A 22,510-nucleotide genomic window follows, 5' to 3' on the forward strand; every position below is an offset into this window, starting at 1 on the left:
CTTGAAAATATATAATCATCTTTCAGAATTTTCGAAATTAGAAAACGCCGTTGTTACTATAGGCACCTTCGACGGGGTGCATTTTGGTCACCAGAAAATTATCAAACAGCTTGTAGAAAAAGCTAAACAAGATGGAGGGGAAAGTGTAATCTTAACCTTTTTTCCACACCCCAGAATGATTATCGACCCTGAAAATCAGGATTTGAAAATGATCAACACCATCAATGAAAAAGCTGAAATCTTAAAAGCACTGGGTGTAGATCATCTGATCATCACCCCATTTACACGCGATTTCTCTAATCAACTCCCTGACGACTACATCAGTAATACACTGGTGGACAACATTGGTACCAGGCATATTATTATTGGCTACGATCATCGTTTTGGAAAGGACCGTACGGGAAACCTGTCGGATTTAAAAGCTGCCGGACTTCATTATGGCTTTACTGTGGAAGAAATTATGGAACAGGACATTCACGATGTAGCGGTGAGTTCCACTAAAATAAGAGAAGCGCTTCTGGCTGGCGATGTTGGCTTGGCTTCAGATTATCTGGGTTACCCGTTTTCCATTTTCGGAAGAGTTATTAAAGGTGATAAAATAGGAAGGACAATCGGCTTCCCAACAGCAAACATCTTCGTGGAGGAAACTTATAAACTGATTCCCGGTGATGGTATTTATGCCGTCACTGTAGACATGGACCCTGCGTTTGAAACCGATCAGGAACTGGCACCTGAAAACCATACCACAGATTCCGGTATTCGGACTTATCAAGGGATGGCCTACATCGGTCAGCGACCAACCATAAACGGAATGACACGCAACATCGAGGTCAATATCTTTAATTTTGATCAGGAAATATATGGCCAGGATATCAAAATGAATTTCTTAAAGTTTTTACGTCACGATGTAAAGTTTACCGGATTAGAGGCCCTTACCGTACAGCTTCAAAAAGATAAAGAAGCCACCCTGGAATATTTTCAATCCATTTTATAAACAACTTTATTGGTGTTTTCCCTTTCAAAAAAGCCTTATTTTCGTTATATTGGCGGCAATGAGGCTTTTTTACATCATCATTTTTACTATATTCTCTGTTAGTTTTGCTTGCCATTCTTCGCAGCGGAAAAATGATATTGCCTCTGAAAAAAGTTTCAAAATCAGTTTTATATCCGGCAAAAAACAAACGAAATTTCTTTCAGATTTTGGCCAGGACAGTGAAAGCCTGCAAAGGGATTTTATTTCCAGTCCACTAGTCAAAACCTTTTGCAGCACATTTTTATTGCTGGTATTATTCTACTGTTGCCTACTGAAAATAAGTATCCCCGATAAAAAAGCCAGGATAAACAGGTTAAGGCTTAACTACTGCTGCCTGTTTAAACAACTTTATTTGAAACACATTTTCTGGTAAGTAACAGATGATACCGCAGAGATGCGGGCAATTCTGGATTTCTTTTCATAGCCTAGGCTATACATTTTGTATATTTTACTATTACCAATTTTTCATAGATGCATTTACCTGACTTAATTGCCGATTTAGGGTTAATCCTTGCAGCAGCAGGGATTACCACACTTATATTTAAAAAGATAAAGCAACCCCTGGTTCTGGGCTACATTTTAGCCGGGCTATTGGTTGGCTCCCACCTCAGTTTTTTCCCTTCCGTTACCGATACAAAAAGTATTAACATCTGGGGAGAAATAGGTGTGATTTTCCTTCTTTTCAGTCTGGGGCTGGAGTTTAGTTTCAAAAAGCTGGTCAAAGTTGGCGGCTCTGCTTCAATTACAGCAATTGTAAAAGTGGTTTTTATCATCCTTGCTGGTTATCTCGTAGGAAGGGCAATGGGTTGGTCGAGTATGGATAGCCTGTTTTTTGGTGGGATATTATCCATTTCATCGACCATGATAACGATTAAGGCCTTCGAAGAACTTGGTTTGAAACATAAAAAGTTTGCCGGACTTGTTTTCGGGGTTTTGATTGTTGAAGATCTGGTTGCCATTTTAATACTGGTACTCTTTTCAACCCTCGCTGTAAGTCAGCAATCGGCAGGTACAGAGATGCTTTTATCCATCCTGAAGCTGGCATTCTTCCTTGTACTCTGGTTTTTAGGGGGAATATTTTTAATCCCATCCTTCCTGAAAGCGACCAAAAAATTAATGAATGATGAAACCATGCTGGTGGTGTCGCTGGCACTTTGCCTGGTGATGGTTTTGCTGGCAGATAAGGTAGGCTTCTCGCCTGCCCTTGGTGCCTTTATTATGGGTTCTATCCTGGCAGAAACGACGCAAGCAGAACGAATAGAACACCTTACCAAATCGGTAAAGGATTTATTTGCCGCAGTTTTCTTTGTTTCTGTAGGCATGCTGATCGACCCATCGATGCTGGTGAAGTATGCTGTTCCAATTCTTATCTCTACCTTTGTGATCATCGTTGGAAAAATACTGTTTACAATTCTAGGCGCATTACTATCCGGGCAGCCTTTAAAAACATCTGTGCAATCGGGTATGAGTCTGGCTCAGATTGGTGAATTCTCATTCATTATTGCCTCTCTGGGTTTAACGTTAAAAGTTACCAGCGATTTCCTTTATCCCATAGCAGTTGCAGCAGCGGCCATTACTACTTTCACCACGCCATACCTGATTAAGCTATCTGAGCCCTTTTATCAGCTTCTTAAGCGGAAACTACCACAGCGATGGTTAGATGGCATAGAAAGGTACAGTTCAAGTACTGCAGGCATTACAACATTAAGCGACTGGAAAATTCTTTTGCGCTCCTATATTTTCAACACGATTATACACTCCGTCATTATCATTGCCATCATCTTTCTGGCTTACCGGTATGTACAGCCGTTCATCGTTAAAAATATTGCCAACAGTCTGACCTCAATTATCATCAGTGTTGTGGTATCATTTATTCTGATGTCTCCATTTTTATGGGCACTGTCTATCCGCAGAATCCAGAGAACGGCCTACTCGCATCTTTGGTTAAACAAAAAGTATACCCGAGGTCCGCTGATTGCCATTGAGGTATTCAGGATTGCGCTGGGAATTTTCTTTGTTGGATTTCTGATGTACGAATTTTTCGATACCTGGGTTGCTGCAGGAATTGCACTGGGCTTAATTGTATTAGGGATGATCATATTTGCCCGGAGACTGCAGTCTTTCTATGATAAGCTGGAAAAGCGGTTCATGCTGAACCTGAATGCCCGCGAAAATCAAAAGCCTGCCATTTTACCCTGGGATACCCACCTGGCAGAATTAACAGTATCGCCTGAATCGGAAGTTGTTGGAATGACACTGGCCAGTTTAATGATCCGGGAAAAGTATGGTGTAAATATTGCGATGATTGAGCGTGGGCGAAATAACATTCCTACCCCTGGACGTGATGAGCGATTATATCCCAACGATAAACTTTTGCTAATCGGTGCAGATGACCAGCTGGCCGCTGTAAAATCTATTCTGGAGGTTGATATTCCCGAGACCGAGCAGGAGAAGAGTTTCCCGGACAAGGAGATGACCTTACAAAAAGTGGTAGTTAACACAGAATCTCCCGTTTATGGCCTGAGTATCAGAAATGCAGGAATACGGGAAAAGGCACAGGCACTGATTGTAGGCATTGAACGCGGAACCGACAAAATCTTAAACCCCTCCTCAGATTTTATATTCGACAATGGAGATGTGATCTGGATTGTAGGAAATAATAAGAAGATAAAGGAGGTGATATAAAGATCCTTCTCATTTTTTATATCTTCGTATACAACCCAAACTATGAAAGTTGACAGAGAAAAGAGTGAGTTTCTTGATGACATGATTGAGCAGTGGCAAAATGACGGCTTAATTAACGAAGAAACAGGCAACAAACTTCGCAAAAGCTATGAAGCCAAAAATTTCGATTGGCTACGTTTGGCGCAGTATGCTTTCTGGGTTGCCCTGGCCTGCGGATTTATAGCATTAGGATCCCTTTTAATAGACAACTCCATTCTGGATTACCTGAAGCGTGTTTACAACACCCCTAATATCGTGATTGCAATTGTTTCCGGTATAATTGCAGGATGGCTATACATTCTGGGATTCCGCAGAAAGAAAAAGCTTTCACATTTGAAGTTTAGTAATGAAGCCATCATTTTTTCTGCAATACTTTTAACCGCAAATGCGATCGCCTATTTTGGAAAAGCCTTTGATAATGGATCCGGAAATTTTTCCATCCTGATCCTTATCTCTGTTTTCATTTATGGTGGGCTAGCCTATGTTTTCAACTCGAGGCTGATCTGGATTTTTGCGCTGATCTCATTGGGTGCCTGGTTTGGGACTGAAACCGGCTACTTAAGCCGCTGGAACTACTACTTCCTGGGTATGAATTACCCGTTAAGATTTGTTGTATTTGGATCTGTTTTGACAGCAGCATCGTTCGGTATGAAGGTAATTCCTAAAACAAAACACTTCTTTCAGGTCACCTATATTGCCGGAATGGTATACCTCTTCATATCACTGTGGGCGCTATCTGTTTTCGGGAATTTTGCGAGTCTGGAGGAGTGGTACACGGTGAGGCAGCTGAGTTTATTTTACTGGGCATTAATCTCTGCAACTATATGTGTAATCAGCACTGTTTTCGGGTTGAAATACCATGACGATATTGCCCGCGAGTTTGGTATTACATTTTTATTCATCAATCTTTACACTCGTTATTTCGAGTATTTTTGGGATAGCTGGCACAAAGCACTGTTCTTTTCTGTTCTGGCTGCCTCGTTTTGGCTAATTGGCCGGAAAGCGGAAAAGATCTGGAACGTAGAGTTTTTAAAGTAACATGAAAATATTTCAACAGGCACTTACATTAAGAGCAAAGAGACGGGGTTTTCACCTCATCACCGACGACATCGAGATAGCGTTACCCCAAATTGAGGAAATTGAAACCGGTATTTGCCAGGTTTTTATCCAGCATACTTCTGCTTCATTAACCATAAATGAAAATGCCGACCCAACGGTTCGGATGGATTTCGAGATGTTTTTTAATAAAACAGTTAAAGAAAACGATCCGGCTTATGAACATGATTATGAAGGATCAGACGATATGCCCGCACATTTAAAATCATCCATTTTAGGAAGTTCAGTAACGATACCTATCTGTGATGGAAGATTGGCACTAGGCACCTGGCAAGGCATATACTTGTGTGAGCACCGTAATAATGGTGGTAACCGCAGACTGATTGTAACTGCCTGGGGCGAGTAACAAATTATTTCTCTGCTTCTTTCACGGTTTCTTTAATTTCCGGATGATTATCCTGGATAGATGCCGAACCCGATTCTACTTCAACCTCTTTGGTAACAACGGCATAATGTGAAGGGTAAATTTCTGAGCCGTAAGCAACGGCGTAGGCCTTTGTAAACTCAGCTCCAAAGTATAGAATAATCGACGAATAGTAGGTCCATAATAAAACGACTACAAGTGAACCTGTCGCCCCGTAAGTGCCGCCTACATCGCTTTGTCCGATATATATGGATATTGCAAATTTACCAATCATAAAAAGCACTGCAGTAACGATCGCACCCAGGGCAACGTCTTTCCATTTAATGATGGCATCCGGAAGTACTTTAAATATTACCCCAAAAATCAAAGATATGACCGCAAGGGTAACCACCTGATTGATGATATAGAAGACAACGACTGAAACCTCTGCGAATCGAAGCTGTAAATTCTTGCTGAATGTATCTAAAACCGCAGTAACAGCTAAGGAAACCAGTAGCACAAAACCTAAACTAATGATTACGGAGAACGAGAGAAAACGATTTTGAAGAAGCTTAACCCATCCGCGCTTAGGCTTTGGTTTTAGCCCCCAGATGGTATTAATCGAGTCCTGAATATCGCCAAAAATCGTGGTAGATCCGATAAGGAGGGTAACTATACCAATGATCAGGGCGATGGTACTTTTGTCTTCCAGATAGGCATTTTTAATTAATTCCTGCAGTGAAGTTGCCGACTCCCGCCCTAAAAAACCTTCGAGTTGGGCATATACCTGCCCTTCGGCAATTTCCCTTCCTAAAAAGATACCGCAAAGGGAAATGATCACCACCAGTAGTGGCGCCATTGAAAACACAGTATAATAGGCAAGCGAACCACTGAGCTTAGTAACCTTATGATCAGAAAAACCTGTAAACGATGCTTTTAATACACCCCAAATTCCCTTAAATGTTATCTTCTGCTTTGCCATATCGATTGTTTAGTATCCTTCTTTTAAACCCCTTGTAGCTCTAATTGTTTTGGAAGTATCAAGTTTACCTGGTTCGAGGTTCCGTGACAGTTTGTATACACTTTGGTCGCACTTTGGTCGGCTGCAATTGTCACAAGCCCGACCAATCCCCGACCAAAGCCCGACTGAACAGTGACTTAACTACGAAATTCACTCGAAATCAAAGGGGGGATATACTAAACGAAAAAGAGGGTGGCCATTTCTTTGTCCACCCTCTCCAACAGGAAATTTATGAATTATTTACCTTTTATCCATGCAGCGACATCATCGACCAAAGTTTCTGAAACGCTTACAGGAAGCTGGTATTGATTTGTAGTACCTTTTACCATTTGCGGGCTGAGGAGGTGATTCAGATCGGGATAAAATTTCAGTTTTACGTTCTTCTTCTGGCTTAATGCCGAATTCCAAAGATCATAGTCTGTTTTACTCACCTGGAAATCATTACCACCCTGAACCACAAAGATCCGTTGTTTTACCAAACCCTTTGCCACGGTAACCTGATTATATGCATTAAGATCTGCCCAGTATTTTGCCGGCAAGCCCAATATTACCGAATCAGGCTTAATCGTTGTGCCCAGTTGCGAAATTCTGCTTTTATTGATCTCGGTAACTGCAGCTGCAAGTTGCTGCTTCATCACCGCTGTTGTATCACCAGATAACTCAAACATGTATTTATTCTGATCTATGATAATATCAGTCAGCTTTCTCGCAGGCGCGGCAGCTAATATTAATCCTGCAAGGTCAGGAGATGTTAAGGCCATTTTTGGTGCTAGCATTCCACCAAGGCTATGTCCAAAAACAAATATATTCTTAGGATCGGCCCCTACCACAGTTCTTGCCAATGCAATTGCTGCTGTGGCGTCGTCAAGAACTTCTTCTTTTACTGTATAAGGCGTAGCAAATTCATTTGGGTAAACCAGCGTACGTTTAACGTACCTGATGGATCCGATGCCTTTAGACGCTAAACCGGCGGCGATATCTTTAAATGGTTTGTTTGCACCCACAGTTTCATCCATATCACCCGGGCCCGAACCGTGCACAAATACCACTATTGGAAAGTTTTTGGTGTTTTTCGGTGAAGTGATAATTGCCGCGAGCTGCCTTTTAGGCGGGCCTATGTAAGTAGACTTTTCTGTATACGAGCTGGTATCTACGTAAGCGGGTTTAATGTAAGCATTGGCTTTTTTCACCTGACCGAGATATATACCGACGATTTTTTGTGCTTTATTAAAACCGAGGATAAAATTCTGATCACCTTTTTCGAAATGCCCTTCAACAGTCACAGCAAAAAATTCACCCTGCGCCTTACTCTGGATGGCATCGAGGGATTCGGCCTTACCAAATTTTTCACCAATATCGCCCCATAGTTTTTTGAGGGCATCTTGAGAAAGCTTGGATTTTAAGGTATCATCAAAAAAGGCGTGTGCTTCGGTATACTTACCATCTTGCAAAAACTTAAAAAAATCGTTTGCGCCATTGAATAGTTGAACTACATTCTGAGAAAATGCAGTGGTTGTAAATAGCAATGCAACTATAATTAAAATACTTTTTTTCATTTAAGGATGTTTGGTTGTTCTTTAAAACCAAAGTTAACATTATTTGCCACTCAAAATATCTTAAATGAACGGTCTTTTTAGTTTTAACTATTTTTAACAATTGAATCGTTGGAGTTTTCAGGTCCGCTGATCATTAACACCGATTGAATACGGGAACCGGGGTTCTGGTTCGCCAAGTTTTGAAAAAAAATGAGCCTGCGTATAATAAATCTGGTTTTTAGCGTTTATGAATATGAGAGCGTTAATTTAGATGACGGGGATGCTGCCAAAAGGCGGAATCCCCGTTTCTTTTTTACATAGAAAAAAGGGATATCTCTTAAAAAATATCCCTTTTTGTATATATGATGGAGGTGCGGATTTTATTTATTTAAGTCTGAAAAGTCTGCTGTCTTTTCTGCTTTATACTGATCAAAGGCGGTAATCTTCTTCGGCTTCAAGATCAGATATAATCCCACGGCTATCAATGCCACTGCGCCTGTAACTCTTGAGAAATCAAAAAACACCAAATCTTTGAATGTGAAAATTCCGCCGATGATGGTTAATGCCAGCCAACCGCTTCCCTGAAAGTTTTTGCGGTAGCCTAACCAGATTCCTGCGCCTAACATAATCGTATGCCAGCTTAAAATCCAGTGAGGGATCGCTAATCCTGAATTTCTCAATAAGAATACGGAGCCGATGACTACGATTAAAATACCTAAACCTAATTGTTTATCTGACTGATTGTTTTTGATGAAATTTTCCATGACCGTTTGTTTTTATATTCAAATGTATCACGAAAACAAAGGCTAAAGAATGGTTCTTCCCTGAGTAACTTTATTTTATCGGTGAGTGAATTGATTTCATCGGTAAAATATCTCCAGAATGAAATGACCGGTCAAAATCCCGGTGAAAGATTCAGAGATTCAGATGCTATCATTCAAAAATAATGATGTCGTTACCCTGGCTCATGATTACTTTAGACGTAATCCCAACGAACAGTCCGCTCGTTAGCACACCATTAATCTGGTTTAAAGAAAAATTTAACTCGCCAGGGTTTTCAATCAATCCAAAGTCTGCATCAATAATATAATTTCCATTATCGGTAATGTATTGTTTTGATGCTGCTTTTCTTAAAACACCTTTTCCGCCAAGTTTTGAAATTTCATTGTAAACGTATTGATAAGCGAGCGGGATCACTTCCACTGGTACGGTAAATGCGCCTAATTTTTTCACTTTCTTGGAAGCATCAGTAACGATGATGGTGTTTTTGCTGAGGGTAGCCATAATCTTTTCCCGAAACAAAGCTCCTCCTCCACCTTTTATCAGATCTAGAGATTCTGTGAACTCGTCTGCCCCGTCGATACTAATGTCAATTGAACTTAAGCTTCCCGGATCGAGAACTTCAATCCCGAATGACTTTGCCAACTGTTCTGTGCGGACCGAACTGGCTACGGCTTTAATTTTTAGACCTTCCCTTACCTTTTTTCCGAGTTGCTCAATTGCAATGGTAGCGGTAGACCCGGTGCCCAGGCCAACAATATCGCCATCATTAACGAATTTTACCGCAGCGAGTGCGGCAGCTAATTTTTCAGCATTTTGAAGGGTTAGATCTATTGAAGCCATAAAGTAAAATTAAAGCTAAAATAAGTGAAGAGCGAATGATCATCAGAAAAAAAGAAAAAAAATAACCAGCAGCACAATAATTAGGTTTTACAGCGTTTATGTTTATGAGAGCGTTAATTTAGATGATGGGGATTCTGCACTAGTGGAATCCCCATTTCTTTTTAAGGTCGATTAGAATTTGCCTGTCAAGCTTACTCCATAGGTCTTTGGATTCCCTAAGTGAGCTGCCCCAAAATCATATGCATAGTCGATATATGTTTTGTTGGCAAGGTTTCTTCCCCAGAGAAATAAATCAAATCTTTTTTGAGTTAAACCAATTTTAGCATTATAAACGTTAAAGCCTTTTTGCTGAATCTGGTTACTTAAATCAAAAAACTGATTTCCGGTAAATAACCATTCACCCCGGGCAAGGGCATTTAGCCCTGAGCTTTGATCGACCTTATGGCTGTACTGCAACGCGAGCATCGAGGTTGTTTCAGGCGTGTAAATCTGTCTTTTACCATTTAATCCAATGGTTTCCGATCCATTGTCTGTTGATGAAGTTTTGTATTTGGCGTGTGTGTATCCGAAATTATAGTCGACACTCAAACCTTTTACCGGGATGGCAGCAAGTTCAAATTCCAATCCTTTACTGCTTAATTTGCCTGCATTTCGTGTGCTGGTTAATGCATCTGGCAATATTAAAACCGGAACCTGTGCATCTGTAATATTCACGTAAAACGCGGCGAAATTCACACTTAAACGCTGGTTTAAAAAGGTGTTTTTTGAACCTATTTCAAAGTTGTTACTATACTCTGGCTTGTAAGCATCGAGCGGCTTAGCTGTAGGATCGGAAGCTAGCTGGGTAATCCCTCCGGCCCTATAACCACGGCTATAAGATGCATAAACACTATTCTCATCAGCAAGTTTATAGGCTAAACTTATCTTTGGCGACAGGGCATTAAAATTAGCTTTCCCGATAGTATCAGCCTGTGTAATTATTGGTTCGTAGCCAGGAATAAGATACTCACCACTTGCACTGACTTTCTTGTGTTCATAATCGTACCTCAATCCGGCGGTTGCTTCCAGACGATCAGCGATGGCGTAAGAAATCTGACCAAAAGCAGCCCATCCCAAACCCTTTCCATTGTTCACATTTACGGCTGTTGTATTGGGTACTGCGCCATACAAATCGCCGTTGGCACCGAAATAAGTACCTTGCTTAACCGGATTTTTCTGATAGAAGCTGTATAAACCTACAAGCCATTTAAGTTTAGATAACCGGTTTGCCGGTGAACTGAATTTAATTTCCTGAGTAAAAACCTGGACTTTATTCCAGTCGTTCCCATAATTGTTTACAATGGAAACCATATCCAGGGGTGAAAAATCACCGTCGATAGGTTGTTTATAATAGCGATAATTTGACTGGTAGGCGGTTTGAAAGGTGAAGTTGAAATCGTTACCTGAATAATTTCCGGATAAAGATGCATTGAACAAGTTGTCGGCCATCTCGGCTACCGAATTCTGATTCAGTTTAAAAGGATTAATTAGAGCTTCCTCAACTGAACCAGCCAAAGGAAAGGTTCCGTTGTTTCTGTTTTCATTATGCTTCACGTTTAGCGTTAGTGCAAAGTTAGCTGTTGCTAAGAACTTCAGATAATAATTGCCAAGATATCCATTAAGCTTATCAAAGCTACTGTTATTAAATTCATTGGAATAAAAACCATCCTGTTTGTTGAACAGGCCGGCAGCACCAAAAAACAGTTTATTTTTAACCAGTGCTGTTCGGATACCAGCACTATAGCGTTGCTGACCAAAATTACCTATATCAACGCCTGCGAAACCTGTGGTGGTATTTCCTGGTTGTTTCGTAATGATATTAATTACCCCTCCCATTGCATTTCTGCCATACAGTGTTCCCTGCGGGCCACGTAAAACTTCAATACGTTCTATATCGAATAAGGATGCGATGTAAGTATCCAACCCGAATTGATTTACGCCATCTATATATGTGGCTACTGCCGGATCATAAGATGTGGTACCTATCCCGCGAATACTGGTTACATTTCTGCCGTCTCCAGGATTACTGCTATATAGGTTGGGAACGACTGTTGCCAGGTCCTTTAAATTTTGAATGCGGAAATCGTTAACTTTTGATGCTGAAAAAGCCGTTATAGCTATTGGTATCTCCAGTAAACGCTCATCCCTTTTCTGTGCCGAAACTGTTACATCATCCAAAGCATTGTTTTTATTCTTTAACGTAATGTGGATTTTATCACCGCCTGCAAGCACTTTAATTTCTGTGGCAAAACCCATGGCGGATACCATAAGGCTTATTTTTCCCTGCCTCATATTTTTTATCTCGAAATATCCTTCCTCATCTGTTTTGGTTACCAGATTGGTATTTAACACCTGTACTGTTGCACCGGCAATTACTGTATTTTCATTTGCTTTAACTGTTCCTGAAATGTTGTTCTGCTGTGCATGCAAAGCAAAAGTGGCTAACAGGAAAAAGTTGATCAGCAGTGTAACTTTCTTCATTTATAGATTATAATTTATGTAAATAAAGCGGCTGGTGCTGCCACCAGCCGCTTTACCTAGTAGCCTTATTTATTCAGTGAGTTGATCCAGGCTGCAATTTTCAGTGCTTCGGCTTTGGTAACCTGAGGCATTGGTGGCATTTCGGTTGAATAGCCAGGCCAGTTTTGAGGCTGTGGGTTATGAATAAGCTGGAAAATTTTTTCGGCTGAATATTTACGTTTTGCGATCTCAACAAACGGCGGACCGATCTGTCGTTTAGTTTGGTTGTGGCAGGCCAGGCAGGTATTTTTGGTTAACAAACCTTCCACTTCTTTAAATGTAGGGACTTTAGCGGGAATTGCAGCAGCGGGTTTGGCTGCTGCTGGGGCTCCTTTTGATTCAGGCATTTTACCAGCCCCTGCTTTTGGTATAGCCGTTTTTTTAACTGGTGTTGCCGCCGCAACTTCAGAATTTCTCCTGCTTACTTCGCTTAATGATAGTTTATTTCCATCCGGAATCTGATTCAGGGTGTAATAAGCTACCGGATGAATCAAAGAATAAAATCCTTGCTGCGATCTGATTCCATCGAGCGTTAGCGTATGGATATAATACTGACGCAGATTGGGAACAATAATCCTGGCTCTTAAACCATCGGCAGAAACCTTAACCCCTGATATTTTTAATTTTTCTGTATTTACAGGAGGTGAGCCATAAACAGGCTGATATTTATAGATGAAGCTTTCTGCATTGTATGATGCCAGGTCTTCAGCTGATTTACGGTCGACCGGCATGGTAAATTCAATTTCAAAACCATCAGGCATTGCCCTTACGGCTTTCATTTCGAAAGGTGTTTTGTTATTGTAGACTAACCTTTCCAAACCTTCATTTGCATCTCCTGCTGATCCCCAGCCACGATTGGTTTCACCCACAAATAAAGAACCATCTGTTCCCCAGGCCAACCTCAGTACACCTGAACGGAAACCCTTGCGGAAGAGGAAGGCTGCCCCTTGTTCTTCGCCTTTGACCGTTTCCATGAAAATCCTCGAAATGATACTCATTCCCTGATCACCAACTAAAATCTGGCCTTCAAACGGGCCGAAGGTATTGACTGGAATTTTAACCGGTTCTGCGGAAGATATTCCGAGAATACCATAAGGCAACCAAACTGATGGCAATTTTAACTCCGGAAAGGTTTTTTTCATATCGAACAGCGTTTTAAAAGTTTCGTTCACCCTGTTCTCTGGTTTAATATACCTGCCTTCATCATTTTTGATCCTTCTCTCGTCCATTTTCGAATAAAAGAAATCTGATTGAAGTTTGACGGGAGAGTTAGGCATGTTCGTCCACCTTAAACTTGCCGGATGGCCCATAAAATCGCCTTTATTCACTTTCCATAAACCCCCTGAGCCTACCCAGTCGCCCTGATTTTCGGTGAAGTAAAACTGTCCGTCTATTGTTCCAATTCCTGCAGGCGAACGAAATCCCGCAGCATAAGGCATCATTTTACCATCTTCGGTAATGTTCATTGCCCAACCGCGCATGGGTACGCGACTTTCTGCACGCCACCATTCTTCATCGCCAAAAGCTACGTTGCCGGTAACCATAAATGTCCCGTCGGGCATTAATTTGGGGCCGAAGCTATATTCGTGATAGTGACCGCTCAAAGGCCAGGCGTAAACTGTTTCATAAACATCGGCTTTGCCATCCTGATCTTTGTCGGTTAGTTTGGTTAACTCGCCACGTTGGGCAACATATAGTGCGCCGTTTTTGTACACGATACCCAAAATTTCATGCAGGCCATAGGCAAACCTGCGCCAGTAGGGCCTGGCGCTTGTAGGATTTTCAACAATAAAAACCTCACCTCTTCTGGTGGAGACGGCCAGATCGCCATTTGGCATGGTCACCAGTCCGCCCACTTCTAATATCGGGCCTTCGGGCACGCGTACTTTATTTATCCTGAAAAAGTCTTCTTCTTTCGGTGTTTCCTGTGCAAAAGCTGCAGAAAAGCTAAAACCTAACGCCAGTATTGCTAATTTTTTTAATGTGTTTCTCATCGTTAATTTAATTAAAACAAAATGGTATAGTTTAAAGTGTCATCTAAGGCAACCAAAAGCTGCCATTGCCCATCAACCTCTCTCACCAAAGGTTTAGGCGTTCCATCGGCAAGTTTTACATAGTAGGATTTATCACGTATCAGATATAACCCTTTGGAAACTTCTTCCAGATTTGGAGCACTTGCCAGTAAAAAATAAAGATCTTTTGAAGGTTTGTCTAAGGTAATTGTTCTGGTTAATCCCTGTCCGCTTTCCATTACCTTAATGGCGTCTGTCACTTTCGCACCATAAATCTGATATTTGAATTCGGGGCGATCCTGTTTATCCACAATGTACCCCTTTGTTTTAAAATCTGTTCCTGCTGTATCAGTTAGCCATTTATTCTGGCCGGTTATCAATTTTCCGATTGCCAATACCGGTTTTGCTGTAAAAAGAGTTACACTACCTAACGGGCGTGAAGTACCGTTACCGCGACCATCCCACATTGGGGTCGCATCAATAAAATCTCCATGCCAGCCTTGCAATAGCGTTCCGTTGTCTAAATCATAGCTGAAACCGATTTTCTCAGGTCCGCCAACTGATATGGCATGTACAGAACGAACGCCGGGGGCTACATCAACGAAACTCCTGATCATATTATTGCTGTTTGCATCGATGTAGATTGGATCTGCCCCACCATTTTGGCCGGGCTTGGGAACTTCTGTAAGTGGGGTAATGCTGATGTTCCTGAACGCTACCGATCCATGGTCGCCCTGTAAACGTAAGGGGCCTTTCGCTTTTTCGGCACTTGCCGCACCCCTTGTAGGTCCGAATAGTTCTACATTTTCATGGATAGTAACGCCATTTAGCACGATACTTACCATACGGGCATTGTCTGTTTTGTTTCCTGATGCATCGAATTTTGGTGCCTGAAAAACAATTTTGATGTGTTGCCATAATCCCGGAGCTTTACTTACATTTTGTCGGGGAGCAATACCTCCAAAGCCTTTTTCATTTTCGGGTTTTGAATCGTCCCAACGCTGATAAATACCTCCATTATTGGATGAGCTTGCGCTTCTTAACCCCCATGCATCGTCAATTTGTATTTCATAGTTCCCCTGTAAGTAGATACCGGAGTTGGTTCCTTTTGCCGTAAGATAGTCTAGTTCAACTGAAACATCTCCATACTCAGAAAGGGTATATAAGTCGGAACCTGCTTTTTTAGCAGTGGATTGATTGACTAGAATACCGGTTCCTTTAGCTGTTTTTAAAACATTTTCTACGTTGAGATCTGCCATGACATTCGCAGCCAGCGACCACGAATTTGCAGGGTTTTTAAAAGCAGAAAGATCAGTTAGATTAATTTGTTGGCCGTGGGCCAGCAAGGCTCCGCTTAGCCAGAGTATGGCCGCAAAACCCGCCTTTAAAGCGTTAGGTTTCATATTTGGTTTTTTGTTTGGCCGGTTAAGCCTGTATTTTTATTACCGGTTGAGCATTTTTTGCCCAACCGGTAAATAGTTATTATTTTTCAGTTGATAACGAGTAAGGGAAATCAACAGGGTTTGAACCTCTGGTTTTGTTTGGCATTGCACTCATGTTAAAGTTTAATACCGCACCTTTTTGTAAACCGCTATGGCTGATCCAGTTTTTAGAATACGGTTTCCCATTCATTGACAATGACTGCACGTAACGGTTGTTATCGCTATTAGCAGGAGCATTGATGGCAACAGTTTTACCGTTTTCCAGAGTAATGGTTACCTTTTTAAATAATGGCGCACCCAGTACGTATTGATCTACTGCCGGTGTAACCGGGTAGAATCCCATTGCTGAAAATACATACCATGCTGAGGTTTGTCCATTATCTTCATCACCACAATAGCCATCAGGTGTTGCCTTATACATCCTGTTCATGGTTTCCCTTACCCAATACTGAGTTTTATAAGGTGCGCCACCATAGTTATATAAATAAATCATGTGTTGAATAGGCTGATTTCCATGGGCATACTGACCCATATTGGCAATTTGCATTTCACGAATTTCATGAATTACGCCACCATAAGCACTTTCATCAAATACCGGAGGCATAGAGAATACTGAATCCAGTTTGGTTACAAACTTATCATGGCCCCCCATTAATTTTGCTAAACCATCTACATCCTGAAATACTGACCAGGTGTAGTGCCAGCTGTTACCTTCAGTAAACGCTCCACCCCATTTAAATGGACTGAACGGACTTTGAAAGGTACCATCCTGATTTTTACCACGCATTAAACCAGATGCCGGATCGAAAAGATTTTTATAATTCATGGCTCTTTTCTTGTAGATATCGATTTCTGACGCTGGTTTACCTAAGGCCCTGCCTAACTGGTAAATGGTAAAATCATCATATGAATATTCTAAAGTTTTGGCAGCATTTTCGTTTTTCTTTACATCAAACGGAACATAACCCAGTTCATTATAGTATTTAACCCCATCACGGCCAACTGCTTCCATCGGACCTTCGTTGTTGGCTCCATGTTTCAAAGCTTCCCATAAAGTCTGGATATCGTAACCACGCATTCCTTTAATGTAGGCATCAGATACTACCGAAGCGGAATTGTTACCCACCATAATATTAGCATAACCCGGGCTGCTCCACTCTGGTAACCAACCGCCTTCTTTATAGTCATTGATTAAGCCTTGCTGCATTTCTTTGTTTATAGAAGGATAAACTAAGTTCAGGAAAGGATAAAGCGCTCTGAAAGTATCCCAGAATCCTGTTCCTGCAAACATGTAACCTGGTAAAACCTGTCCGTTATATGGGCTGTAGTGAACGACCTGATTTTGCGCATCCAACTCATACAGTTTATTAGGGAAAAACAGCGTGCGGTACAAGCAAGAATAGAAAGTGCGGGTTTGATCAATAGATCCGCCTTCAACTGCAATTTTGCTCAGGGTTTTGTTCCAAACCGCTCTGCCTTTTGCTTTTGTTGCATCGAAGCCATCGTTGGCTAACTCTCTTTTTAAGTTAAGGTCGGCCTGTTCGAAACTGATGAATGAAGAAGCTACTTTAGCCACTACCTGTTCGCCCTTTTGTGTGGCAAAACCAATTACAGCACCGGTATGGTCAGCAGTAAGTTCCAGTTCATTATCGTTAAGTTTTTTATCGTCCCAGGTTTTAGCCAGCTTGAAATCTTTGTTGAAATAGATAACAAAATAATTCTTGAAATTTTTAGGGAGTGGTCCGCGGGCATATTTTGAAGTATATCCGATGATCTTCCTCTCCGCAGGGATTATTTTAATATATGAGCCTCTGTTCTGAGCATCTACAACTACAAAAGAGCTATCTGTTTTTGGAAAGGTAAACCTAAACTGAGCTGCACGTTCTGTAGGCGTGATTTCAGTAGTCACATCAGCGTCTGCCAGGTATACACTATAGTAATATGGCTTGGAAACTTCTGCTTTATGGCTAAACCAGCTTGCGCGGTTTTCGTCCTTATATCTCAGTTTACCTGTAACGGGCATGATTGAAAAAGCGCCATAGTCATTCATCCATGGGGATGGCTGGTGCGTTTGCTTAAAACCACGGATTTTGTCGGCATCATAAACATATGCCCATCCATCACCGTTTTTTCCTGTTTGTGGCGACCACATGTTCATTCCCCATGGCAAACCAATTGCCGGGTAAGTATTTCCATTTGAAAGATCTGGCTTGGATTGCGTTCCCATCAGGGGGTTTATCCAGTCGACCGGATCGGTGATTTTGCCTACTGTTTGTGCAAAGCTGGTTGAGGCTGCAACACTCAGTAGGGCGATAAATAGTTTTTTCATTTGTGTGTTTATTATGATTTCTAAATTTCAGGATTCTTAACGTAATCACTCCAAAGTGCATCCAAATCTTTACCTGTTAGCCTTGTCCAGATTGCAGGTGTATAGGTGTGATCTCTCAATGAAGCATCTACAGTTTTGATAGTACCTGGTTTAGATTTTTCTAACCATGCAAAAAACCTGGCCGTAATTCTGTAGCTGTTTTTATAGGAGTGTTCGGGCTTTAGAGCTGGCAATATCCATTTTGCTCCTGCATTATCAACACCAAATTTATAACGGGCATAATCGGCTATTCCTTCCGTTAACCATCCTGGACCTACACTCCTTCCGTAATCCTGAACGATATGCATGACTTCGTGGGTAACTACATCGATATCTTCAGGATGTTTAACCATCCATATCGAGCTATAGGTTACTTTACCATCTGCGGTTGCGGCGACACCATCGTAAGTTGTATCGACAAAAAACTTTACGTTCTTTAGGGTAGACGGATTGTATTCCTTCGCCAGTTTCGGGTATACTTCGAAGAATGTCTTGATAAGCCGTTTTTTTAATGCAGGGTCAAGTGCCGGAAAGTTGCTTTCGAACGATAGTGTATATCCGTTCTTTTTGATCACTTCCTGCGCCGAAAGCTTACTGTTGAAGATTAAACAGATTACTGCAAAGACAAGAAAAATAGATTTTTTATTCATTTGATTATTAATAGGTGATTTTGGTTAGCATGATTAGCAGTGCAAAATAAAAATAATATGTAAAACGTTTTAGTAAATCATCAAAATTTTACGATAAATATTTATTTTTTATTTCTGGCATCATATTTCCAGACGCTTAAGGCGACCACCTCTATTTCTCAAACACTATTTACTGCTATATTTAAGGGCTAACTGATCTGGATTTTTGCTGTAATCACCCCAAAGCTGATCGATATTTTTTCCTGTCAGTTCAACCCATGACTCCTCGGTGTATTTATGTGCACGGAGTTGGGAATCGAGCTGGGCGATTAAACCCTCCTTTACATTTTGTTCTAACCAGGCAAAAAACCTTGCAGTGATTCTATAGCTGTTTTTATAGCTTTGTTTTTCGTTGAATGCGGGCAAGCTCCATTTCGAACCTACATTATCAACCCCGTATTTATACCGAACATAATCGGCAATACCTTCTGTTAGCCATACCGGACCAGCACTGTAACCATATCCCTGAACGATATGCATCGTTTCGTGCGTGACTACATCGATATCCGTTGGATGTGCTTTCATATAGCCGGCGCTGAATAATATTCTGTTTCCACTGGCTTCGGCTACTGCTTTATAGGCCGTATCTACCACAAATAGAACATTATGTGTAGACTTATTATTAAACGTTTTCACTAACGTAGGATATATTTCAAAATAGGTATCAATCAAATTCTGGCGAACCTTTGGATCCAGGTTTGGGTCTTTACTGATGAAGGTTAGTGAGTATCCTTTTTTCTTATCCTGACTATAGAAGGACCAGTTTTTAGTAAATGCGGTGCGGAGCTCTTTTTCTATTTTGCGCTGTGACTTTCCTTGTAGCCAGGAATTGTTAATTTTTATTTCTCCAGCTTTGGCTTTGATTGTTGTGTTTTCATTTCCATCGAGCGTTACTATTGCTTCACGTTTCGTTCGGTAACCATCCGCGGATGCGAAAAAGGGGTACGTATTGTAGAAAGCTGCGGTGATTTTGTTTTTTGTTTCCTGATTTAACTGGTTGGAAGGATCATTGAATGAAACCTGATAGCCTTTCCGTTTTTCATTTTGTCCGTAAGTGTTAAATGCAAAAAGTAGTGCTATAATGACGATTAAAAAATTTCTGTTCATGGTTTTGTGTACAAAATAAAAATGATTTTGCCGAACGCAAAACCATTTGGTAAAGTATATTAAGGATATCGTTAATAAGTAATTGCTGGGAAGTCGGTTTTTGCTTTTGTCAGCATTGGTGCCCAATCCGCTCCTTTTTCGTCTTTCGGACCAAATGCTGTTAGGGCAAGAGTGGAAAGATCAGCCTTTGCGGCACCACTCCAAAAGTGTATAAATTCTCCGAAGTTCATTTTTCTGGTGTATTGCTGGTAAGTTTTGCCTTGTACTGAAATTGACTGTTTTGGAAAATGCTGGGATAATAAAGTAAAGAATCCATTTAAAACTTTCGCTTTACCATAATTTTCATAAATAGGAAGAAACCAGTTCTTAAACCATTGTGTACCTGCTTTTGGATAGGTATCTGTTGTGGTCATCATTTTTGCTGACCAGCGTTGAGCATCGGCAGTTCTGTTGAGTCCCAAATAGACATCATACTGATAAATTTCCATCCATTTACTATCATGCCAGATATCAAATGCGGGAGATTCTTTAACTCCTTTGGAAGCGCCTTCAACAATATGACCAATTTCATGGGTTGACAAATCAATATCATTATCAATACCCGTGGTCCATGCATCAAGGCTGCTTGCTCCGCAGTCTGTTACATTTCTGTAATCATGGCCGGCATCAAGATACGTGCCGGGGTGACCACCACTGTATTTACCAGCATGATAAATGACAAACAACCGGCTATCATCACCAAATTTACCGTACGTTCTTTTCGTATAATTCCAGGCTTCGGCCATGTATGTTTTAGGCCATACGACGGTTGGCTTTACATCGCCATCGTAATAAACTACTACACTTGTATCGTAGGAAATACGATTAAGCAACTGTACGTGTTCGAACCAATGTTCCTTCCAGGTTTTTGATGGCGCATTAGGGGGGTCTACAGCCTCCACTAAGGGTGGTGCAGGGCTAACCGTTTCAACTGGCGATTTCTTCCCATTACAAGCTAGCAAAGTGAATAATGAAATGACAGATAAAGAGAGTATGTTTTTCATGGTTTAAATAACTTGGTTTTAAAAAAAAGCACCGGGCTTCAACCCGGTGCCAAACAATTTTACCAGCCTGTATTTTGAACAATTACAGGCACTTTTTGGATTTCTCCGTTTGGAATAGGCCACAAATAGTGTTTCTTTTGAAAAACCCTATTTTCGATTACTACCGGAGTATAAAAACCTGGTGCATTTTGAGTGATATTTAAACCACGAATTTGAGTATCCGTAGTTTCTGCAATTTTCCACTCTCTTGTGTAAAAATAACGATCTAATTCGAAAGCTAACTCAACACGGCGTTCGCGACGGATTGCATCTCTCATGTTGGATGGCACTGCAATACCTCCGCTTCCATAAACCGGGATGCCTGCTCTACTTCTGATGCGATTTAAGTATATTAAAATATCCGGGTCTGATGGATTAGATTCCTGAAGTGCTTCGATATAATCTAAATAAATTTCTGCTAATCTGATCATAGTAAAAATAGACCGGCCAGCTGACCATCCTGCAACAGTCAGATGCTTTCTGGACGTGTATCCTGTTTTAGAATAATCGGTGTTTGAAATGGCAGATTTACCTGCGTTTCCGTTAAATTCGAAACTAGTGACGATATTTGATGAAGTGTTGATCCATTTACGGCCTGAGTAAGTAATATTCGCATAAAACCGAGGTTCTCTGTTTACATACATGTTGCTGATGGACCTTGGAGTACCCTGATCATTTGGGTCAGGCGCCTGATAATTTGATGTTCCAGAGGCTGAATAGGTCGGGTCATTTTCTATAGGTAAGCCATTAGCAGTGAAGTAAGCATCTACCAGTTGTTGAGAAGGCGATAAAAATGAGCCCCCTTTATCCCCACCTGTGGCACCATTGTGATTGGGAGCCAAGGAATATTGATAAAAGGTAACATCACCACCCCTCCCGAAAATAATTTCAGAATTCCATCCATTTAAAAACACATCCCTCGTAGCAATAAAGGCCCTGTTAAATGGTGTATTTGGTGTAACAGGGTTACTGGTTGGAACTGAAGATACGGTGTACAGGGCGTAGTTGGCATAATTTGGGTTATTTAAAAATGCTTTGGCCGCGGTAGCTAATCTGGTCCATTTTGCTACACTGTAAGTCTGGTTGATAAGCTGCTTGCCATCGCTATTTTTAAGGGCCGCATAGTCTGTATTTCCATTGAATAATGGACGCGCAGCAGTTAATAAGGTCTTAATTTTATAGGCTTCTGCAACGGAGGCATTGATGTGACCATAGTCTTCACTAGCCTGCGGTGTAGCTGGAAGCTTTGCAATCACCGCATCTAATTCTGAAACGATATAATCGACACACTCATCCATTGAGCTACGAGGTTTACTTATTGCTTCAAGTGGAGCATCAGATGCGATTGGATCATTACCTAATAAAACCACCGGACCATATTGCCTGATTAGATAGTAATAATAAATAGCTCTTAGTGCTTTAGCTTCATTATAATACCGGTTTATGATGTCTATACCACCAATATTACAATCTGTACATCTTGTCACATTAGCCATAAATGAACTCGCTGCCTGAATACCCCTGTAATAATTTTGCCAATGGTAGTTTACCTGTCCGGTAGTAGCATCCCATGCTCCTGTATTTACACTTTCTGTGAAGTTGGGTAGCGTATAATCAGCTTCATCGGAAGCAGCTGTCCATGGACCAATATTACCAAGCCCTGAAGCAGAGCGATCATAGTTTTGGTCTGGCAGGGTTGAGTAAATATTTGCTAACGCCTGATCAACTGTTGACTTCCTCTCGTACATCTGATCAAAAGTTAGTCTGTCGTCAGGTACCTGATTCAAGAATTTTTTACAACCGTTATTGCCCATTAATAGCAATACGCCAGCTGTATATATCAATAATTTTTTCAT

General features: G+C 41.1%; 16 protein-coding genes. 4 read left to right on the plus strand and 12 right to left on the minus strand.

All coding sequences use genetic code 11. From position 1 onward, the window contains the following. Position 1 precedes the first annotated feature (1 nt). The 4 genes from AB669_RS07530 (at position 2) to AB669_RS07550 (ending at position 5,219) form a co-directional block, all read left to right on the plus strand. Positions 2 to 994, plus strand: a complete 993-nt coding sequence (locus AB669_RS07530) for a bifunctional riboflavin kinase/FAD synthetase (protein ID WP_047798687.1) — start codon at positions 2 to 4, stop codon at positions 992 to 994. Positions 995 to 1,504: 510 nt separating this feature from the next. Further along, a complete protein-coding gene (locus tag AB669_RS07540) occupies positions 1,505 to 3,718 on the plus strand; it encodes a cation:proton antiporter (RefSeq protein WP_047798689.1) in 2,214 nt (737 codons plus the stop codon). Positions 3,719 to 3,760: 42 nt separating this feature from the next. After that, a complete protein-coding gene (locus tag AB669_RS07545) occupies positions 3,761 to 4,795 on the plus strand; it encodes a DUF2157 domain-containing protein (protein WP_047798690.1) in 1,035 nt (344 codons plus the stop codon). Position 4,796: 1 nt separating this feature from the next. Continuing rightward, the gene (locus AB669_RS07550) at positions 4,797 to 5,219 is read left to right on the plus strand and encodes a secondary thiamine-phosphate synthase enzyme YjbQ (RefSeq protein WP_047798691.1); all 423 of its coding nucleotides are present in this window, start codon (positions 4,797 to 4,799) and stop codon (positions 5,217 to 5,219) included. Between the two features lie 4 nt (positions 5,220 to 5,223). Here the strand turns inward: AB669_RS07550 and AB669_RS07555 are convergent, their stop codons facing one another. The 12 genes from AB669_RS07555 to AB669_RS07610 all read right to left on the minus strand — a co-directional run bounded on the left by AB669_RS07555 (position 5,224) and on the right by AB669_RS07610 (position 22,510). Then, positions 5,224 to 6,198: a YihY/virulence factor BrkB family protein gene (locus AB669_RS07555; protein ID WP_047798692.1), complete on the minus strand. Its 975-nt coding sequence runs from the start codon at positions 6,196 to 6,198 to the stop codon at positions 5,224 to 5,226. A gap of 275 nt (positions 6,199 to 6,473) precedes the next feature. Further along, positions 6,474 to 7,793 carry a DUF3887 domain-containing protein gene (locus AB669_RS07560; RefSeq protein ID WP_047798693.1) on the minus strand — a complete coding sequence of 440 codons (1,320 nt, stop codon included), beginning with the start codon at positions 7,791 to 7,793 and terminating at the stop codon, positions 6,474 to 6,476. 359 nt (positions 7,794 to 8,152) lie between these two features. Further along, positions 8,153 to 8,536 carry a hypothetical protein gene (locus AB669_RS07565; protein ID WP_047798694.1) on the minus strand — a complete coding sequence of 128 codons (384 nt, stop codon included), beginning with the start codon at positions 8,534 to 8,536 and terminating at the stop codon, positions 8,153 to 8,155. A gap of 169 nt (positions 8,537 to 8,705) precedes the next feature. After that, positions 8,706 to 9,395, minus strand: a complete 690-nt coding sequence (gene rpiA / locus AB669_RS07570; protein WP_047798695.1) for a ribose-5-phosphate isomerase RpiA — start codon at positions 9,393 to 9,395, stop codon at positions 8,706 to 8,708. A 171-nt stretch (positions 9,396 to 9,566) separates the two neighbouring features. Next, positions 9,567 to 11,915 carry a TonB-dependent receptor gene (locus AB669_RS07575; protein WP_047798696.1) on the minus strand — a complete coding sequence of 783 codons (2,349 nt, stop codon included), beginning with the start codon at positions 11,913 to 11,915 and terminating at the stop codon, positions 9,567 to 9,569. A gap of 65 nt (positions 11,916 to 11,980) precedes the next feature. After that, positions 11,981 to 13,948 carry a c-type cytochrome gene (locus AB669_RS07580; protein WP_047798697.1) on the minus strand — a complete coding sequence of 656 codons (1,968 nt, stop codon included), beginning with the start codon at positions 13,946 to 13,948 and terminating at the stop codon, positions 11,981 to 11,983. An 11-nt stretch (positions 13,949 to 13,959) separates the two neighbouring features. Continuing rightward, complete coding sequence (locus tag AB669_RS07585; protein ID WP_047798698.1) at positions 13,960 to 15,369, minus strand: DUF1080 domain-containing protein; 1,410 nt, start codon at positions 15,367 to 15,369, stop codon at positions 13,960 to 13,962. Positions 15,370 to 15,448: 79 nt separating this feature from the next. Continuing rightward, on the minus strand, positions 15,449 to 17,737 hold the full coding sequence (locus AB669_RS07590) for a GH92 family glycosyl hydrolase (RefSeq protein WP_047798699.1): 2,289 nt from the start codon (positions 17,735 to 17,737) through the stop codon (positions 15,449 to 15,451). A gap of 20 nt (positions 17,738 to 17,757) precedes the next feature. Continuing rightward, the gene (locus AB669_RS07595; protein WP_047798700.1) at positions 17,758 to 18,426 is read right to left on the minus strand and encodes a basic secretory protein-like protein; all 669 of its coding nucleotides are present in this window, start codon (positions 18,424 to 18,426) and stop codon (positions 17,758 to 17,760) included. Between the two features lie 165 nt (positions 18,427 to 18,591). Continuing rightward, a complete protein-coding gene (locus tag AB669_RS07600) occupies positions 18,592 to 19,572 on the minus strand; it encodes a basic secretory protein-like protein (RefSeq protein WP_053058325.1) in 981 nt (326 codons plus the stop codon). Between the two features lie 71 nt (positions 19,573 to 19,643). Then, positions 19,644 to 20,615 (minus strand): hypothetical protein, encoded by a 972-nt coding sequence (locus AB669_RS07605; protein WP_053058326.1) that lies wholly within the window; start codon positions 20,613 to 20,615, stop codon positions 19,644 to 19,646. A 59-nt stretch (positions 20,616 to 20,674) separates the two neighbouring features. Beyond that, complete coding sequence (locus AB669_RS07610; RefSeq protein WP_047798701.1) at positions 20,675 to 22,510, minus strand: RagB/SusD family nutrient uptake outer membrane protein; 1,836 nt, start codon at positions 22,508 to 22,510, stop codon at positions 20,675 to 20,677.

The organism is Pedobacter sp. BMA (assembly GCF_001027745.1).
GTDB lineage: Bacteria > Bacteroidota > Bacteroidia > Sphingobacteriales > Sphingobacteriaceae > Pedobacter.

Coding starts and splice junctions, on each gene's coding strand:
- rpiA (WP_047798695.1), bottom strand. CDS start 9,395: ATGGCTTCAATAGATCTAACCCTTCAAAATGCTGAAAAATTAGCTGCC.
- AB669_RS07550 (WP_047798691.1), top strand. CDS start 4,797: ATGAAAATATTTCAACAGGCACTTACATTAAGAGCAAAGAGACGGGGT.
- AB669_RS07565 (WP_047798694.1), bottom strand. CDS start 8,536: ATGGAAAATTTCATCAAAAACAATCAGTCAGATAAACAATTAGGTTTA.
- AB669_RS07545 (WP_047798690.1), top strand. CDS start 3,761: ATGAAAGTTGACAGAGAAAAGAGTGAGTTTCTTGATGACATGATTGAG.
- AB669_RS07600 (WP_053058325.1), bottom strand. CDS start 19,572: ATGAACAGAAATTTTTTAATCGTCATTATAGCACTACTTTTTGCATTT.
- AB669_RS07605 (WP_053058326.1), bottom strand. CDS start 20,615: ATGAAAAACATACTCTCTTTATCTGTCATTTCATTATTCACTTTGCTA.
- AB669_RS07560 (WP_047798693.1), bottom strand. CDS start 7,793: ATGAAAAAAAGTATTTTAATTATAGTTGCATTGCTATTTACAACCACT.
- AB669_RS07585 (WP_047798698.1), bottom strand. CDS start 15,369: ATGAAACCTAACGCTTTAAAGGCGGGTTTTGCGGCCATACTCTGGCTA.
- AB669_RS07575 (WP_047798696.1), bottom strand. CDS start 11,915: ATGAAGAAAGTTACACTGCTGATCAACTTTTTCCTGTTAGCCACTTTT.
- AB669_RS07555 (WP_047798692.1), bottom strand. CDS start 6,198: ATGGCAAAGCAGAAGATAACATTTAAGGGAATTTGGGGTGTATTAAAA.
- AB669_RS07540 (WP_047798689.1), top strand. CDS start 1,505: ATGCATTTACCTGACTTAATTGCCGATTTAGGGTTAATCCTTGCAGCA.
- AB669_RS07595 (WP_047798700.1), bottom strand. CDS start 18,426: ATGAATAAAAAATCTATTTTTCTTGTCTTTGCAGTAATCTGTTTAATC.
- AB669_RS07610 (WP_047798701.1), bottom strand. CDS start 22,510: ATGAAAAAATTATTGATATATACAGCTGGCGTATTGCTATTAATGGGC.
- AB669_RS07580 (WP_047798697.1), bottom strand. CDS start 13,948: ATGAGAAACACATTAAAAAAATTAGCAATACTGGCGTTAGGTTTTAGC.
- AB669_RS07590 (WP_047798699.1), bottom strand. CDS start 17,737: ATGAAAAAACTATTTATCGCCCTACTGAGTGTTGCAGCCTCAACCAGC.